The sequence below is a fragment of the Pseudaquabacterium inlustre genome (assembly GCF_038066595.1).
GTDB lineage: Bacteria > Pseudomonadota > Gammaproteobacteria > Burkholderiales > Burkholderiaceae_C > Pseudaquabacterium > Pseudaquabacterium inlustre.
Map to the genome: position 1 here is coordinate 588,758 of NZ_JBBUTH010000007.1, position 15,523 is coordinate 604,280.

General features: G+C 72.2%; 13 protein-coding genes. 9 read left to right on the forward strand and 4 right to left on the reverse strand.

The annotated features are described in order from the left end of the window. Window positions 1-18 precede the first annotated feature (18 nt). The 6 genes from AACH10_RS14200 (at window position 19) to AACH10_RS14225 (ending at window position 6,324) form a co-directional block, all read left to right on the forward strand. A complete protein-coding gene (locus tag AACH10_RS14200; protein ID WP_341411083.1) occupies window positions 19-972 on the forward strand; it encodes a carbohydrate ABC transporter permease in 954 nt (317 codons plus the stop codon). Beyond that, window positions 969-1,808, forward strand: a complete 840-nt coding sequence (locus AACH10_RS14205; protein ID WP_341411084.1) for a carbohydrate ABC transporter permease — start codon at window positions 969-971, stop codon at window positions 1,806-1,808. Before AACH10_RS14200 ends, AACH10_RS14205 begins: the two co-directional genes overlap by 4 nt. A gap of 35 nt (window positions 1,809-1,843) precedes the next feature. Next, entirely contained in the window at window positions 1,844-3,196 is a 1,353-nt protein-coding gene (locus AACH10_RS14210; protein WP_341411085.1) for a GH1 family beta-glucosidase, read from the forward strand. Window position 3,197: 1 nt separating this feature from the next. Next, on the forward strand, window positions 3,198-4,475 hold the full coding sequence (locus AACH10_RS14215) for an ABC transporter substrate-binding protein (protein WP_341411086.1): 1,278 nt from the start codon (window positions 3,198-3,200) through the stop codon (window positions 4,473-4,475). Between the two features lie 62 nt (window positions 4,476-4,537). Then, on the forward strand, window positions 4,538-5,443 hold the full coding sequence (locus tag AACH10_RS14220; protein WP_341411087.1) for a glycoside hydrolase family 16 protein: 906 nt from the start codon (window positions 4,538-4,540) through the stop codon (window positions 5,441-5,443). Further along, on the forward strand, window positions 5,443-6,324 hold the full coding sequence (locus tag AACH10_RS14225) for a polysaccharide deacetylase family protein (protein WP_341411088.1): 882 nt from the start codon (window positions 5,443-5,445) through the stop codon (window positions 6,322-6,324). The genes AACH10_RS14220 and AACH10_RS14225 overlap by 1 nt, the downstream gene beginning before the upstream one ends. A gap of 9 nt (window positions 6,325-6,333) precedes the next feature. Here the strand turns inward: AACH10_RS14225 and AACH10_RS14230 are convergent, their stop codons facing one another. Continuing rightward, complete coding sequence (locus tag AACH10_RS14230) at window positions 6,334-7,980, reverse strand: GGDEF domain-containing protein (RefSeq protein ID WP_341411089.1); 1,647 nt, start codon at window positions 7,978-7,980, stop codon at window positions 6,334-6,336. 93 nt (window positions 7,981-8,073) lie between these two features. Here AACH10_RS14230 and AACH10_RS14235 point away from each other — a divergent pair, with 93 nt between their 5' ends. From AACH10_RS14235 to AACH10_RS14245, 3 genes are all read left to right on the forward strand, one after another. Further along, the gene (locus AACH10_RS14235; protein ID WP_341411090.1) at window positions 8,074-8,700 is read left to right on the forward strand and encodes a cysteine dioxygenase family protein; all 627 of its coding nucleotides are present in this window, start codon (window positions 8,074-8,076) and stop codon (window positions 8,698-8,700) included. Between the two features lie 7 nt (window positions 8,701-8,707). Continuing rightward, on the forward strand, window positions 8,708-10,372 hold the full coding sequence (locus AACH10_RS14240) for a rhodanese-like domain-containing protein (protein WP_341411091.1): 1,665 nt from the start codon (window positions 8,708-8,710) through the stop codon (window positions 10,370-10,372). Between the two features lie 110 nt (window positions 10,373-10,482). Next, on the forward strand, window positions 10,483-11,439 hold the full coding sequence (locus AACH10_RS14245) for a CysB family HTH-type transcriptional regulator (RefSeq protein ID WP_341411092.1): 957 nt from the start codon (window positions 10,483-10,485) through the stop codon (window positions 11,437-11,439). Between the two features lie 21 nt (window positions 11,440-11,460). Here AACH10_RS14245 and AACH10_RS14250 read toward each other — a convergent pair whose 3' ends face one another. From AACH10_RS14250 to cysW, 3 genes are all read right to left on the reverse strand, one after another. Then, complete coding sequence (locus tag AACH10_RS14250; RefSeq protein WP_341411093.1) at window positions 11,461-13,431, reverse strand: acyl-CoA synthetase; 1,971 nt, start codon at window positions 13,429-13,431, stop codon at window positions 11,461-11,463. Between the two features lie 143 nt (window positions 13,432-13,574). After that, window positions 13,575-14,663, reverse strand: a complete 1,089-nt coding sequence (locus AACH10_RS14255; RefSeq protein ID WP_341411094.1) for a sulfate/molybdate ABC transporter ATP-binding protein — start codon at window positions 14,661-14,663, stop codon at window positions 13,575-13,577. Further along, window positions 14,660-15,523, reverse strand: coding sequence for a sulfate ABC transporter permease subunit CysW (cysW, locus tag AACH10_RS14260; RefSeq protein WP_341411095.1), 864 nt, complete (start codon window positions 15,521-15,523; stop codon window positions 14,660-14,662). Before cysW ends, AACH10_RS14255 begins: the two co-directional genes overlap by 4 nt.

A 15,523-nucleotide genomic window follows, 5' to 3' on the forward strand; every position in this document is an offset into this window, starting at 1 on the left:
CACACGTCCATCCCGCCCATGCAGGCCAGCACCCGCCCGGCACGCCGCCGCTGGCCGCCCCGCCTGGGCCCGCGCCAGGCACCCCACGTGCTGCTGCTGCCCTTTCTGGCACTGTTCGCGGTGTTCGGGCTGTTCCCGCTGGGCTTCAGCCTGTACCTGGCCTTCCAGAGCTGGGAGCCCACCAGCGGCCTGGGCGCGATGCACTTCGTCGGCCTGGACAACTTCGCCTTCGCGCTGCAGGACGAGTGGTTCTGGAAGTCACTGGGCAACACCGCCTGGCTGGCGCTGGCCTCGGGCGTGCCGCAGCATGCGGTGGCCATCCCGCTGGCGGTGTTCATCCACACCCGCTTCAAGCGCCTGCGCAATGCGGTGATCGGCGCCTACTTCCTGCCCTACATCACCAGCACGGTGGCCATCGCCATCCTGTTCAGCGCGCTGTTCTCGACCGAGTTCGGCCTCATCAACCAGGGCCTGGCGGTGGCTGCGCGCCTGCCGGGCTTGAGCGCGCTGCTGCCGCAGCAGGCCATCGACTGGATCAACCGGCCCGAGCACCTGCGCCCGGCCATCGCGCTGATCGTCTTCTGGCGCTACGTGGGCTTCAACACCGTGCTGTACCTGGCGGCGCTGCAGACCATCCCGAAGGATTTGTACGAGGCCGCGCGCATGGACGGCGCCGGCACCTGGGCACAGTTCCGCCACATCACGCTGCCGGGCATCAAGCCGATGGCCTACTTCGGCGTCACGCTCAGCGTCATCGGCGGGCTGCAGCTGTTCGAGGAGCCCTTCGTGCTGACCAACGGCAAGGGCGGCACCGACCAGGCCGGCATGACGGCGGCGATGTACCTCTACCGCCTGGCCTTCGACTTCAACGACTTCGGCGGCGCCAGCGCCATGAGCTGGGTGCTGTGCGCCATCGTCGTGGGCCTGACCTGGGCCACCAACCGCGCGTTCCGCGAGAAGGGCAGCGCATGACGGCCCGCACGACTGCCGCCCAGCGCAGCGCAACCGTGGCCGCCTACGCGCTGGTGGGCGTGGGCGCGCTGCTGATGCTGGCGCCGTTCTACGTGATGTTCGTGTTCGCCACGCAGCTGCGCGCCGACATCTTCAGCCTGCCGCCGCCGCTGTGGTTTGGCAGCGGCACGCTGGAGAACCTGCGCATCCTCACCACCAAGCTGCCGTTCTGGCGCAACCTGGGCTGGAGCCTGTATGTGGCGCTGGCCAGCACCGCGCTCACGCTGCTGTTCTGCAGCATGGGCGGTTATGCCTTCGCGCGCTTCGAGTTCAAGGGCAAGCAGGGCCTGTTCATGCTGGTGATGGGCACAATGATGCTGCCCACCTTCATGAAGATGATTCCCAGCTTCATGATCATGGACGCGCTCGGCTGGATCGACCAGCCGCACGCCCTCTTCATCCCCGGCGCGGCCAGCGCCTTCGGCATCTTCCTGATGCGCCAGTTCATCGCGGCTTCAGTGCCGATGGACCTGATCGAAGCCGCGCGGCTCGATGGCTGCGGCGAGCTGGGCATCTGGTGGCGCATCGTGCTGCCGCTCACGCGGCCCGCGCTCGGCACGCTGGGCCTGGTGACCTTCATCGCCAGCTGGAACAACTTCGTCGATCCGCTGATCGTGATGCGCAGCCCCGAGATGTACACCCTGCCGCTGGCACTGCGCAACCTGCAAAGCCCGCTGGACACGCAGTGGGGCGCGCTGATGCTCGGCTCGGCCATCGCCACCGTGCCGCTGCTGGTGCTGTTCGCGCTGTCGTCGCGGCAGCTGATCGCCGGGCTCACCGCCGGCGCCGTGAAGTGAGCCCTCCGGTTCTCCCGTCTTCCCCCGATTCGCCCATGACCCATTCCGCTCCGCTGCCCACGCACCGCTTTCCCGCCGATTTCATCTGGGGCGTGGCCACCGCCGCCTTCCAGGTCGAGGGCGCCGGCGCCGAGGATGGCAAGGGCCCGTCGATCTGGGACACCTTCTGCGCGCAGCCCGGCACCATCGCCGATGGCAGCAACGGCTTGGTGGCCTGCGACCACTACCACCGGCTCGACGCCGACCTCGACCTGATCGCCAGCCTGGGCGTCAACGCCTACCGCTTCTCGGTCAGCTGGCCGCGGGTGCAGCCGCTGGGGCAGGGCGCCTGGAACCCGCACGGGCTGGACTTCTACGAGCGTCTGGTCGACGGCCTGCTGGCGCGCGGCCTGCAGCCGCACCTCACGCTCAACCACTGGGACCTGCCGCAGGCCCTGCAGGACCAGGGCGGCTGGCGCAACCGCGAGACGGTGCAACGCTTCGTCGACTATGCCCAGGGCATCAACGCCCGCCTGGGCGACCGCCTGGCCTCCACCGCCACGCACAACGAGCCCTGGGTGGTGGCCACGCTGGGGCACGAGACCGGCATCTTCGCGCCCGGCATCCAAAGCCGCCGCGCTGCCACCGCGGTGGCCCACCACCTGCTGCTCAGCCACGGCCTGGCGCTGCAGGCGCTGCGCGCCCAGGGCGGCGGCGGCAAGCTGGGCATCGTGCTGAACCAGAGCCCCGTGCAGCCGGCCACCGACAGCGCCGAAGACGCCGCCGCCGCGCGCCTGGAAGACGGCAAGCTGGTGCGCTGGTACATGGACCCGCTGTTCCATGGCCGCTACCCCGACGACGTGCTGGCCACGCTGGGCGACGACGCCCCGCCGGTGCAGCCCGGCGACATGCAGGCCATCGCCCAGCCGCTGGACTGGCTGGGCCTGAACTACTACTCGCGCGCCGTGGTCAGTGCCAGCGGCGCCTGGGATGTCAAGCAAAGCGGCCTGCCGCTCACCGACATGGGCTGGGAGGTCTACCCGCAGGGCCTGACCGAGTTGCTGGTGCGCCTGAAGCGCGACTACGACGTGCCGCCGCTGGTCATCGCCGAGAACGGCGGCGCCTTCCCCGACACCACCTGGCACGACGGCGAGGTGGCCGACGACGACCGCTGCAGCTACCTGTCCAGCCACATCAGTGCGGTGGGCGCCGCCATAGCCGCCGGCGTGCCGATGGCCGGCTACATGGTGTGGAGCCTGATGGACAACTTCGAGTGGGCCTCGGGCTACGCCAAGCGCTTCGGCATCGTGCATGTGGACTACACCACGCTGGCGCGCACGCCCAAGCGCAGCGCGCGCTGGTACCGGGCGTTCCTCGACACGCAGCGGCAGCACGCCGCACAAGGCTGACATGGACCGGCGCGGGCTGCTGGGCGGTGCCGCCGGGGCCGTGGCGCTCACCGTGTGGCCGGCCGCCATCACGGCCGCCACCGGCGCGCCGCCGCGCGAGGTGCTCACGGTGGCCGCCTTTCCGCTGGTCGACGAGATCGGCCGTGCGGCCAAGGCGCGCTGGCAGGCGCTGCATCCCGATGTGGAACTGCGCATCCTCACGCGCCAGTACGTCGACCACCACACGGCCATGACCACCGCGCTGTCCACCGCGCGCGGCCTGCCCGACGTGATGGCGCTGGAATCCAGCTTCGTGGCCCGCTTCGCGCGCGGCACCGGCCTGCTCGATCTGAACCAGGCGCCCTTCGGCGCGGCGCAGTACCGCGAGCGCCTGGTGCGCTACGCCTACGACCAGGCCATCACCCGCGAAGGCGCGATGGTGGCCATGCCCACCGACATCGGCCCCGGCACCATGCTGTGGCGCGCCGACATCCTGCAGCGCGCCGGCGTGGATGGCGCGGCCATCGGCCGCAGCTGGGACGACTACATCGCCGCCGGCCAGCGCATCAAGGCCACCACCGGCGCGTTCCTGGTCTCCACCGTGGTGGAGATGAAGGACATCCTGATCCGCAGCGGGCTCAAGGCCGGCGAGGGCCTGTACTACGACCAGGACTCGCGCGCGCTGGCCGACACGCCGCGCTTCGAGCGGGCCTTCGAGGTGGCGCTGCGCGCGCGCCAGCTGGGCCTGGACGCCAAGCTCACCACCTGGACCAACGAGTGGGCCGAGGGCTTCAAGCGCGGCACGCTGGCCACGGCGCTCTCAGGCGCCTGGCTGGTGGGCCAGCTGGCCAACTGGGTGGCGCCCGACACGCGCGGCCTGTGGCGCGCCGCCCACCTGCCCGAGGGTGCCAACGCGGCCTATGGCGGCACCTTCTACGCGCTGCCGCGCCAGGCCGATGCCGGCCGCCGCGCGCTGGCCTGGGACTACATCCGCCTGATGACGCTGGACGCCGCGCAGCAACTGGCCGCCTTCAAGCAGCAGGACGCCTTTCCGGCCCTGCGCGAAACACACGACGACCCCTTCTTCGATGCGCCCGTGCCCTTCCTGGCCGGGCAACCGGCGCGCCGGCTGTGGCGCGAGGCGGCGGGCCGCATCCAGGCCATGCCGGTGCACCGCCAGAACGCGTTTGCCGAGGAGGTGGTGAGCACCGAGCTCGACAACGTGCTCACCGGCCGCAAAACCATCCGCCAGGCCCTGGCCGATGCGCAGAAGCTGCTCACCCGCCGCGCGCTGCGCTGAAGCGGCGGCGGCCCGTTCCCCTCACGCCCCACCCACCCCACACCCCCTTCCGGAGTTGCACCATGCCCCATGCCCCCCGACTGCTCGCCCGCCTGCCGCTGCTGGCCGGCCTGATGGCGCTGGGCGTGGTGGCGGCCTGTGGCGGCGGCTCGGCCACGGCAGCCGATGCAGGCACCGCCACCGGCAGCAGCGGCGGCAACAGCGGCAGCACCGCCAGCACCGGGCCGCTGCAACTGCCCACCGGCTACCGCCTGGTGTGGGCGGACGAGTTCGACACCGACGGCCTGCCCGACGCCGGCAAATGGGCCTACGACACCGGCATGAACAAGCAGGGCTGGCACAACCGCGAGCTGCAGTACTACAGCGGCCCGCGCGCCGAGAACGCGGTGGTGTCCGGCGGCAAGCTGGTGATCACCGCGCGCAAGGAGGCGCGCAGCGACCAGTCCGACTGGGGCGGCCAGGCCTACTCGTCCACGCGGCTGATCACGCTGGGCAAGAAGGACTGGACCTACGGCTTCTTCGAGGTGCGCGCCAAGCTGCCCTGCGGCCGCGGCACCTGGCCGGCGATCTGGATGCTCAACAGCGCCGGCGTGTGGCCGGCCGGCGGCGAGCTCGACATCATGGAGCAGGTGGGCAGCAACCCGACCAACGTGTTCTCCACCGTGCACACCACGTCGGGCAGCGGCGGCAATGGCTCGGGCAACCACATCACGGTCAACGACGCCTGCAGCGCCTTCCACAACTACCAGATGCTGTGGACGCCCACCGAGGTGCGCTTCGGCATGGACGGGCAGACCCACCACGTCTACCGCAACCAGGGCGCGGGCAGCGCGCAGTGGCCGTTCGACAAGCCGCAGTTCCTGATCCTGAACATCGCCATCGGCGGTGACCTGGGCGGGCCGGTGGACGACAGCATCTTCCCGGTGCGCATGGAAGTGGAGCACGTGCGCGTGTACCAGGCGCCGTGATGGCCCGGCCCCGTCGCGCCGCGCTCACCCGGTGGTTCGGCCTGTGGGCCGCGGCCGCGCTGGCGCTGCCGGTGCCGGCCGCGGAGGGCACGCCGGTGGCCGACGGCCCCTGGCCCGGCGGCGCGCGTGCCGCGGTGAGCCTGGGTTATGACGACGGCCTGGACAGCCACCTCGACCATGTGGCGCCGCTGCTCGACCGGCTGGGGTTGCGCGCCACGTTCTACCTGCCGCTGTCCAGCCCCACGCTGCCGCGGCGCCTGGCCGACTGGCGCGCCGTGGCCGCCGCCGGGCATGAGCTGGGCAACCACAGCCTGGTGCATCCCTGCCTGGGGCATCTGCCCGGCCGCGGCTGGGTGCAGCCGCACCGCGACCTGGCGCGCATGACGGCCGAGCAGGCGCGCGACCAGGTGCGCCTGGCCAACACCGCACTGCAGGCCATCGACGGCCGCACCGAGCGCACCTACACGCCCCCCTGCCTGGACCTGGCCGCGGCCGGGGGCGAGAACTACGTGGATGCGCTGGCGCCGGTGTTCGCCGGCATGCGCACCCGCGCCGGTGGCCTGGTGCCCAGCCGCGATGCGCTGGCACGCCTGAAGCCGGCCGAGCTGGGCACCGAGGGCATCGAGAACCTCAGCGGCGCCGAGCTCATCGCCCGCGTGCAGGCCGCGGCCGCGCGCGGCACGCTGGTCAGCTTCACCTTCCACGGCGTGGGCGCCGAGTACCTGAGCGTCAGCCGCGCGGCGCATGACGAACTGCTGCACCACCTGGCCACGCACCGCCACCTGTACTGGACCGACAGCGCGGTGAACGTGGTGCGGCAGCTGCGCACCTGGCAAGCCCGGCAAGCCCAGCAAGCCCGGCAGGCCCAGCCGGTGCGCTGAGGCCGCGCCTCAGGGCCCGGCCGCGCCCAGCTCGCTGCGGTTGCGCCCGCCCGCCTTGGCCAGGTAGAGCGCAGCATCGGCGCGGCGCAGCAGGTCGTCCAGGCTCAGCGTGCCGCGCTCGCAGGTGGCGATGCCGGCCGAGAAGCGCACCCGGCCGTCGTCGGGCGGCACGTCCAGCGCCGCCGCGCGCTCGCGCAGCGCCTGCACACGCAGCAGGGCCTGGGTGGCATCGGCGCCGGGCAACAGCAGCGCGAACTCCTCGCCGCCGATGCGGAACACCGAATCGCTGGCGCGCAGGCCCTCGGTGAGCACACCGCCCAGCGCCTGCAGCACGGCGTCGCCCATGGCATGGCCGTGGCTGTCGTTCACGCGCTTGAAGTGGTCCACGTCCAGCAGCACCAGGGTCAGCGGCTGGGCCGTGGCCTGCTGGTGCTGGCGCTCGTGCGCGAAGCGCTGGCCCAGCGCGCGGCGGTTGTGCAGGCCGGTCAGCGGGTCGCGCAGGGTCTGCTCGCGCAGCTCGGCCTCCAGCTGCGCCACCTGGGCCAGCTGGCTGTCGCGCTGGGCCAGCGCAGCGGCCAGGCGGGTTTGCGTGCGGTGGCGCTCGGTCACGTCGCGCAGCTGCAGCATGCGGCCGATGCGCTGGCCGTCGCCGCCGATGTCGGTGGCGCGCACGTCCAGCACCAGCGGCGGCTGGTCGATCACCACCGTGCCCTCGCCATGCGGCGCCCGCGCCAGCAACTCGGTGAGCGCGGCACCGGCCACCGGAAACTGCGGCAAGGGCACGCCGCGCGGCACGGCCTGGCCGGCCAGGCGCTCGCCGGCGCGGTTGCAGTCGATCACGCGGTTCAGCGAGTCGAGCACCAGCACCGGATCGGGCAGGGCGGTGAACAGCAGCCGCCGAGACATCGGCACCACGCGCAGCAGGCTGCTGTTGCGGATCAGCCAGCCGAAGCCCACCGCGCCCACGGCAAAGCTCAGCGGCGTGGGGTCGCCGCCCAGCAGGCGCAGGCCGAACAGCACATAGGCCACGTTGGCGGCCCAGGGCACGGCCATCATCACCAGGAAGGCCAGCCACAGCGGCCGGTCCTCGGGCGCGCAGTCGTGCACCGCGCGGGCGATCACCACCGTGGCGCGCACCAGCCAGGCATAGCCCCACACGGCCGCCAGCACGAACAGCGGGCCGTACTGGTAGCGCATGCGTGGCAGGCCCAGCACCGCCGGGCCCAGCGCGCTGCCTGCGCCATAGAAGCCGCCATGCCAGCCGTTGCTGAAGGCGCCCAGCACCTGCAGCGCCAGCGCCAGCACCGTGGCCGTCACCACGCTGGTGCGCGGCGGCTGGGTGTCGGCGCTGACATAGCGCTGCAGGAACAGCGACCACAGCACCGGCAGCGTCATGATGAAGGGCCAGCACAGCAGGGCCACGGTGGCCTTGCACTCGGCGGCCACGGCGGCATGCTCGGCCGTGGTGCCGGCGATCCACAGCACCAGCACCGTGTTGAGCCAGAAGAACGCACGTTTGCCCGGAAAGTAGCGCTGCGCATCGGCCCAGCCCGCCACGGCCGCCAGCGCCGCCACCACCACCAGGCGCAGCGGCAGATCGGGCGCCACCTGCCAGGCGGTGGCCATGCACGCAGCGGGATCGAGGGCGGGCGTCATCCTGGGCTTGTGCAGACAAACGGAGCGGGCGCGGTGGCAGTATCGCGCAGCAGTGATCCAATGCAGCTGACATCGACCCACCGAGGCCCGGCCATGCCCGAACCCGCATCCACACCCGACCCGGCACCCGCGCCGGCTGCACCGCTGCGCGCCTTCGTCACGGCCGTCACGCAGGCCATCGGGCACGGCACCGACGAGGCCCGGCTGCTGCCGGTGGTTCGCGAGGCCCTGGCCACGCTGATCGCCCGCGACGACTGGCTGCCCGAGGCCCTGGCGCAGCCGCACCCGCAGTACTACCAGCAGTACCTGCTGCACTGCGATCCGCTGGAGCGCTTCTCGGTGGTCAGCTTCGTCTGGGGCCCCGGCCAGCGCACGCCGATCCACGACCACACCGTGTGGGGCCTGATCGGCATGCTGCGCGGCGAGGAGATCGCCCAGCCCTTCGGCCGCGATGCGCAGGGCCGCTGGGTGCCGCAGGGCCCGGCCACGCGACTTCGCCCGGGCCAGATCGAGGCCGTGTCGCCCACGCTGGGCGATGTGCACCAGGTCAGCAACGCCTTTGCCGACCGCACCTCGATCAGCATCCATGTCTACGGCGCCAACATCGGCGCCGTGCAACGCAGCGTGTATGCCGAGGACGGCACGCGCAAGCCCTTCGTCTCGGGCTACAGCCACGCCTGGGTGCCCAATCTGTGGGACCGATCGAAAGAAAACGCCTGACCGCCTCATGAACCACGCCTCCCGACTGCCCGAACTGAGCCCCGCCCAGGTGCGCGCCGCGCTGCTGGCCCGCGATGAGATCGCGCTGATCGACGTGCGCGAGGAAGACCCATTCGCCCAGGCCCACCCGCTGTGGGCCGTGCAGCTGAGCACCACCCGCATCGAGCTCGATGCGCCCTGGCGCCTGCCGCGCCGCGACGTGACGATCGCCGTCTACGACGATGGCGAAGGCTTGGCCGAGCCCGCGGCGCGCCGCCTGCAGGCGCTGGGCTACACCGCCGTGCACCTTTTGAGCCGCGATGGCCGCGGCAGCGGCCTGGCGGTCTGGCGCGAAGCCGGCGGCGAGCTGTTCCGCGACGTCAACGTGCCCAGCAAGTCCTTCGGTGAATTGGTGGAGCACGAGCGTCACACGCCCTCGCTGGCGGCCGAGGAGGTGAAGGCGCTGATCGACGCCGGCACCGACATGGTGGTGCTGGACGCGCGCCGCTTCGACGAATACGCCACGATGAGCATCCCCACCGGCACCAGCGTGCCGGGCGCCGAGCTGGCGCTGCGCGTGCGCGAGCTGGCGCCGAACCCGGCCACGCGGGTGATCGTCAACTGCGCCGGCCGCACGCGCAGCATCATCGGCACGCAAAGCCTGGTGAACGCCGGCATCCCCAACCCGGTGGCCGCGCTGCGCAACGGCACCATCGGCTGGCTGCTGGCCGGCCAGACGCTGGACCATGGCCAGCAGCGCCGCTTCCAGGACCGCGCCTCGCGCCCCAGCGCGCCAAACCTGGCCGCCGCCCAGGCCGCCGCGCAGGCGCTGGCCGACCGCGCCGGTGCGCGCCGCATCGACGCCGACATGCTCGCGCAATGGCAGGCCGACACCACCCGCACGCTGTACCGCTGGGATGTGCGCACGCCCGAGGAATATGCCGCCGGCCACTGGCCCGGCTTTGGCAGCGCGCCCGGCGGCCAGCTGGTGCAGGAGACCGACGTCAACGCCGCCGTGCGCGGCGCGCGCATCGTGCTGTGCGACGGCGGCGCCACCACCGACGCCGTGCGCGCGCCGATGACCGCCCACTGGCTGGCCCAGATGGGCTGGGAGGTGGCGTGGCTGACCGACGCCGGCCCCGACCGCTTCACCGACGCCGGCCCCTGGCAGCCGGCGCACACGCCGCTGCCCGAGGTGCCGGCGATCGACGCCGACACGCTGGCCGCCGGCCTGAACGCCGGCGACACCTGGCTGCTGGACCTGGGCCCGTCGGCGCAGTACGTGCGCGGCCATGTTCCCGGTGCGCAGTGGGCGCTGCGCAGCGAGCTGCCGGCCCTGCTGGGCCGCGCGCTGGCGCAGCGGCCGGGCGGCCTGCGCCGCCTGGTGCTGGGCTGCCCGCAGGGCCGCATCGCGCCATTCGCGCTGGCCGATCTGCAGGCCCTGCCGGTGCTGCAGGGGCTGGACCTGGCGGTGCTGGCCGGCGGCCAGGCAGCCTGGGTGGCCGCCGGCCGGCCGCTGCACACCGGCGAAGGCAGCCTGCTGAGCCCGCGCATCGACCGCTACCGCCGGCCCTACGAGGGCACCGACGCCCCGCGCGAGGCCATGCAGGGCTACCTGGACTGGGAGTTCGGCCTGGTGGCGCAGCTGGGGCGCGACGGCACGCACCACTTCCAGGTGCTGCCGGCGGCCTGAACGGCGGACCTGCTTATGCGGTGAGCGACTAAGCTTCCGACGAAAAAGTGGTTCGGCCGCAGAAGCGGACCGACCAGAATCGGCTGGCCCTGTCGCTCCCGCCCGCCTTCGTGAACTTCCAGCAATTGCGCTCGGCGCGCGAGACCGTGCGCCAGAACTTCAACCTCACCGCCGTGGCCGGCGTGCTGCACACCTCGCAGCCGGGCGTCAGCCGGCAGATCCGCGAGCTGGAGGACGAGCTCGGCATCGAGCTGTTCGGCCGCGCCGGCAAGCGCCTGACCGGCCTGACCGAGCCGGGCCGGCTGGTGATGCCCATCATCGAGCGCCTGCTGCAGGAGGCCGACAACCTCAAGCGCGCCGGCGACGAGTTCGCGCGCAGCGACGAGGGCGCACTGACCATCGCCGCCACGCACTCGCAGGCCCGCTATGCGCTGCCGGCGGCGGTGCGCGATTTCCGCCAGCGCCGGCCGCAGGTGCAGCTGCACCTGCACCAGGGCACGCCGCAGCAGGTGGCGCGCATGCTGCTGGATGGCGAGGCCGACATCGGCATCGCCACCGAGGCGCTGGCCCAGTACGACGAGTTGCTGGCGCTGCCCTGCTACCGCTGGACGCACACCGTGGTGGTGCCGCCCGGCCACCCGCTGGCCGACGAAGCGGCCGCCGGCCAGGGCCTGACGCTGCAGCGACTGGCGCAGTTTCCGCTGGTCACCTACGAATCGGGCTACACCGGCCGCTCGCACATCGACGAGGCCTTCGCCAAGGCCGGCCTCGCGCCCGACATCGTGCTGGTGGCGATGGACGCCGACGTGATCAAGACCTATGTGGAACTGGGCCTGGGCGTGGGCATCGTGGCCGCCATCGCCTTCGACGACGAGCGCGATCTGCACCTGCGCGCCATCGACGCGCGCCACCTGTTCGCGGCCAACATGACGCGCCTGGCCATCCGCCGCGGCGCCTGGCTGCGCGACTACGTGTTCGACTTCATCACCACCTTCGCGCCGCCGCTGACCAAGGCCCTGGTGCACAAGGCGCTGCAGGCCGCGCCCGACGAAGACACCGGCTTGTGAGGCCGGGGCCAGGCGTCCAGGTCAGCGCCACTCGATGGCGTGTCGCAGCGTCAGCGGCCCCAGCCGCTGGCCGATGCGCTCGGTCAGCACGGCGCGTTGGTCCTCCGGCATGCCAGGAACGGTGACGGTGATCAGGCTGCCGTGCACCGGGTGGGCGTCCACCACCACCTGCAGGCCGGGGCAGGCCAGATCGGCCAGGTCGCGCTCGGCCACGCGGCGCGCGGCGTCCCAGCGCAGCGCGGGCTTGAACACCTTGCCCACGCCGGTGAGTGGCAGCGCGTCCAGCAGGTGCAGGGCCACCGGCACGGCGGCACGCTCGGGTGTGCGCTCGCGCACCCAGGCCAGCAGTTCGTCCGGCGCCACGGCCTGGCCGGGCTTGGGCTGCACATAGGCCACCGGCAGCTCACCGGCATAGGCGTCGGGCTGGCCCACCATGGCGGCCAGCGCCACGGCCGGATGCTGGTACAGGATCTCCTCGATCGGCAGCGGGTCGATGTTGTGGCCGCCACGGATCACCAGGTCTTTCGCGCGGCCGGTGATCCACAGGTAGCCGTCCTCGTCCAGCCGGCCCAGGTCACCCGAGTTCACCCAGCCCGGCGCGGCAAAGGCGCCGGCGTTGTGCCGCTCGCTGAGGTAGCCGCCGAACACACCCGGCCCGGCCATGGCCACCACGCCGATCTCGCCCGGCGCACAGTCGGCCGTGGCGCGGCCCTCGGCGTCCACCTTGACGATGCGTACGCGGCTGTAGGGCACGGCATGGCCCACCGCGCCCAGGCGCACCGGCCGGTCGACGTAGGAGATGGTGTGCACGCTGGCGGTCTCGGTCATACCGTAGACCTCGAGCACCGGCAGGCCGAAGTCCTGGCTGTAGCTGCGCGCCACCGCCACGGGGATGGCCGAGCCGCCGCCCGACACGCGCTGCAGCGAGGCCAGGTCGTCGGCCGTGTGCGGCATCTGCAGCGCGGCGGCCAGCACCGTGGGCACGCCGCCGAAGGTCTCGGGCCGCCAGCGGCGCACCAGGCCCCACACCTCGCGCTGCGCCGCCGGGTTGCGCCAGCCCGCGGGCGACAGCACCACCACATGGCCGCCATTGGCCAGGATGCCCAGGCCCTGGGTGAGCGCACCACCCACATGGAACAGCGGCAGGCCGAACAGCATGCTGCCGCCGCGCTGCACGCGCAGCATCAGCCCGATCACCCAGGCCTGGTAGACCTGGTTGCCATGGGTGTGGCGCACCAGCTTGGGCGTGCCGGTGGTGCCGCCGGTGTGGAAGTAGGCGGCGACGTCGCCCTCGGCGATCTCGCGGCCGCTGACCAGGTGGTCGTCGGGCTGGGCGGCGAGCAGCGCGTCGTAGTCGTAGATGGGCACCGGGCCGCCACTGGCGGGTACAGCGGCGGGCGCCTCGCCTGGCTGTGCGGTGGCCACGCCGGCGCCGCCCACGGCCACCACGGCGCGCAGGCCGGGCACCTGCTCGCGCACCTGGGCGATCTTGTCCCACAGGTCGGTGCCGGGCAGCGGGCCCACGGTCACCAGCACCTGGGTGCCGGCCGCGCGCAGGATCTCCACCAGCTGCCAGGGCTCGAGCAGCGGGTTCACCGGGTTGGCGATGCCGGCCGCCTCGGCCCCGAACAGCGCGGTGAAGGCCTGCGGCAGCAGCGGCAGCAGCAGGCTCACCGCGCCGCCGGGGCGCACGCCCAGCGCGTGGAAGGCATTGGCCGCCTGCGTCACCTGGGCGAAGAAGCGCCGGTGCGGGATGACCACCGGCGTGTCGTCGGCCCGCGCGTTCGGCAGGAACACGATGGCCGGGGCGTCGGGCGCGCTGTCACGGCCGATGCGCAGCGCCTGCCAGGTGCTGTGCGCGGCGATGCGCTGCGCATAAGGCACAGCCTCGAAGGCGGCCAGCGCCTCGGGCGTGGACAGATCGGGCCACTGCGCGCCGATCACGGTGTCGAGCGGGTGGGCGCGCTGGGCCAGCGGGGTGGGCGAGGTCATGGCATCCGGGGGGCGGCCGGCGGGGCTCGGCCTCTGATCCGCCAGCTTAGGCGCGTGTGCCTGCGCGCCGCCATTGCGGCTTGCCCGGGCGCACCCTGTCGCCGCCGGGACGCCGGCGCCGCCACGGCGGCGGCGCCGTGCGTTCAGATCGCCGCGGCCGGATCGTCCACCACGGCGCCGTCGGTGCCGGCGACGAAGCGCGTGACGCGCCGTGCCTTCAGCCAGGCGCGCTGGCCGGGGGCCAGGTTCAGGCTGTCGCGCAGTGCCTGCCAGCGCGCGCGGGGCAGTTCCACGTCCACATAGCTGCCGTCGTCGCGGCGGAACTCCAGCCGCGTCACCGGGCCCAGCGTCAGCGCCTGCGCCAGCTCGGCCGGCCAGGCCTCGCCTTCGGCATCGGGCGCGGCCAGCACGTCCAGCTCGTGCGGGCGCACATAGCGCACGTCGCCGTCGGCCGCGCCGGCGGCACCGCCGGGCGGGTGCGCACCATGGCCCACGCGGCCGTGGAACAGGTTCACGTCACCCAGGAACTGCAGCACGAAGGGCGTGGCCGGGCGGTCGTACACGTCGTCGGGGCTGCCCACCTGCTCGATGCGGCCTTCGTTCATCACCACGATGCGGTCGGCCACTTCCATGGCCTCGTCCTGGTCGTGCGTGACGAACACGCTGGTCACGTGCATCTCGTCGTGCAGGCGGCGCAGCCAGCGGCGCAGCTCCTTGCGCACCTTGGCATCCAGCGCGCCGAAGGGCTCGTCGAGCAGCAGCACCTTGGGCTCGACCGCCAGCGCGCGGGCCAGTGCGATGCGCTGGCGCTGGCCACCCGACAGCTGGTGAGGGTAGCGCTCGGCGATCCAGTCCAGCTGCACCAGCTTCAGCAACTCCATCACCTTGGCGCGGATCTGGGCCTCGGTAGGGCGTGTCGCCTTGGGCCGCACGCGCAGGCCGAAGGCCACGTTCTCGAAGATGTTCATCTGCGGGAACAGCGCGTAGTGCTGGAACACGAAGCCCACGTTGCGGTCGCGCACGTCGGCGGTGGTGGCGTCCTCGCCATGGAACAGCACCTGGCCGCTGTCGGGCACCTCCAGCCCCGCGATCATGCGCAGCAGCGTGGTCTTGCCCGAGCCCGACGGGCCCAGCAGTGCCACCAGCTCGCCCGAGCCGATGGTGAGGTTCAGGTTGTCGCAGACCTTCAGGCGGCCGAACTGCTTGTTCAGCGCACGGACTTCGATGCTCATTCTGTTGTTTCCTTCGCAGCCCGCAGCTGCTGCTCGAGCCGGCGCTCGACCCACAGCTTGAGCACCAGCGTCACCAGCGCCAGGCCGGCCAGCAGGCTGGCCACGGCGAAGGCGGCCGCGAACTGGTACTCGTTGTAGAGGATCTCGATGTGCAGCGGCATGGTGTTGGTCTGGCCGCGGATGTGGCCCGACACCACGCTGACCGCGCCGAACTCGCCCATCGCCCGCGCATTGCACAGGATCACGCCGTACAGCAGCGCCCACTTGATGTTGGGCAGCGTGACGCGGCGGAACACCTGCCAGCCGCTGGCGCCCAGCACCACGGCGGCCTCTTCCTGCTCACGGCCCTGGGCCTGCATCAGCGGGATCAGCTCGCGCGCCACGAACGGGAAGGTGATGAACACCGTGGCCAGCACGATGCCCGGCACCGCGAAGATCACCTTCAGGTCATGCGCCTGCAGCCAGGGCCCGAACCAGCCCTGCAGGCCGAACACCAGCATGTAGATCAGGCCGGCGATCACCGGGCTGACCGAGAACGGCAGGTCGATCAGCGTGAGCAGCAGGCTTTTTCCCCGGAACTCGAACTTGGCGATGGCCCACGAGGCGGCCACGCCGAACACCAGGTTCAGCGGCACGCTGATGGCCGCGGCGATCAGCGTCAGCCAGATGGCGCTGAGCGCATCGGGCTCGCGGATGGCCTCGAGGTAGACCTCGACGCCCTTCTTGAACGCCTCGACGAACACCGCCACCAGCGGCACGAACAGGAAGAAGCTCAGGAAGGCCAGCGCCACGCCGATCAGCGTGAAGCGCAGCCACGCCGGTTCTTTGGTGGCCACCTTGACGGGAGCGTGTGAACTCAT

Excerpts from the sequence above, each read along its gene's own strand:
- AACH10_RS14210 (WP_341411085.1), top strand. The coding sequence starts at position 1,844 with ATGACCCATTCCGCTCCGCTGCCCACGCACCGCTTTCCCGCCGATTTC.
- AACH10_RS14240 (WP_341411091.1), top strand. The coding sequence starts at position 8,708 with ATGAACCACGCCTCCCGACTGCCCGAACTGAGCCCCGCCCAGGTGCGC.
- AACH10_RS14255 (WP_341411094.1), bottom strand. The coding sequence starts at position 14,663 with ATGAGCATCGAAGTCCGTGCGCTGAACAAGCAGTTCGGCCGCCTGAAG.
- AACH10_RS14225 (WP_341411088.1), top strand. The coding sequence starts at position 5,443 with ATGGCCCGGCCCCGTCGCGCCGCGCTCACCCGGTGGTTCGGCCTGTGG.
- AACH10_RS14215 (WP_341411086.1), top strand. The coding sequence starts at position 3,198 with ATGGACCGGCGCGGGCTGCTGGGCGGTGCCGCCGGGGCCGTGGCGCTC.
- AACH10_RS14235 (WP_341411090.1), top strand. The coding sequence starts at position 8,074 with ATGCCCGAACCCGCATCCACACCCGACCCGGCACCCGCGCCGGCTGCA.
- cysW (WP_341411095.1), bottom strand. The coding sequence starts at position 15,523 with ATGAGTTCACACGCTCCCGTCAAGGTGGCCACCAAAGAACCGGCGTGG.
- AACH10_RS14250 (WP_341411093.1), bottom strand. The coding sequence starts at position 13,431 with ATGACCTCGCCCACCCCGCTGGCCCAGCGCGCCCACCCGCTCGACACC.
- AACH10_RS14230 (WP_341411089.1), bottom strand. The coding sequence starts at position 7,980 with ATGACGCCCGCCCTCGATCCCGCTGCGTGCATGGCCACCGCCTGGCAG.
- AACH10_RS14205 (WP_341411084.1), top strand. The coding sequence starts at position 969 with ATGACGGCCCGCACGACTGCCGCCCAGCGCAGCGCAACCGTGGCCGCC.
- AACH10_RS14220 (WP_341411087.1), top strand. The coding sequence starts at position 4,538 with ATGCCCCATGCCCCCCGACTGCTCGCCCGCCTGCCGCTGCTGGCCGGC.
- AACH10_RS14200 (WP_341411083.1), top strand. The coding sequence starts at position 19 with ATGCAGGCCAGCACCCGCCCGGCACGCCGCCGCTGGCCGCCCCGCCTG.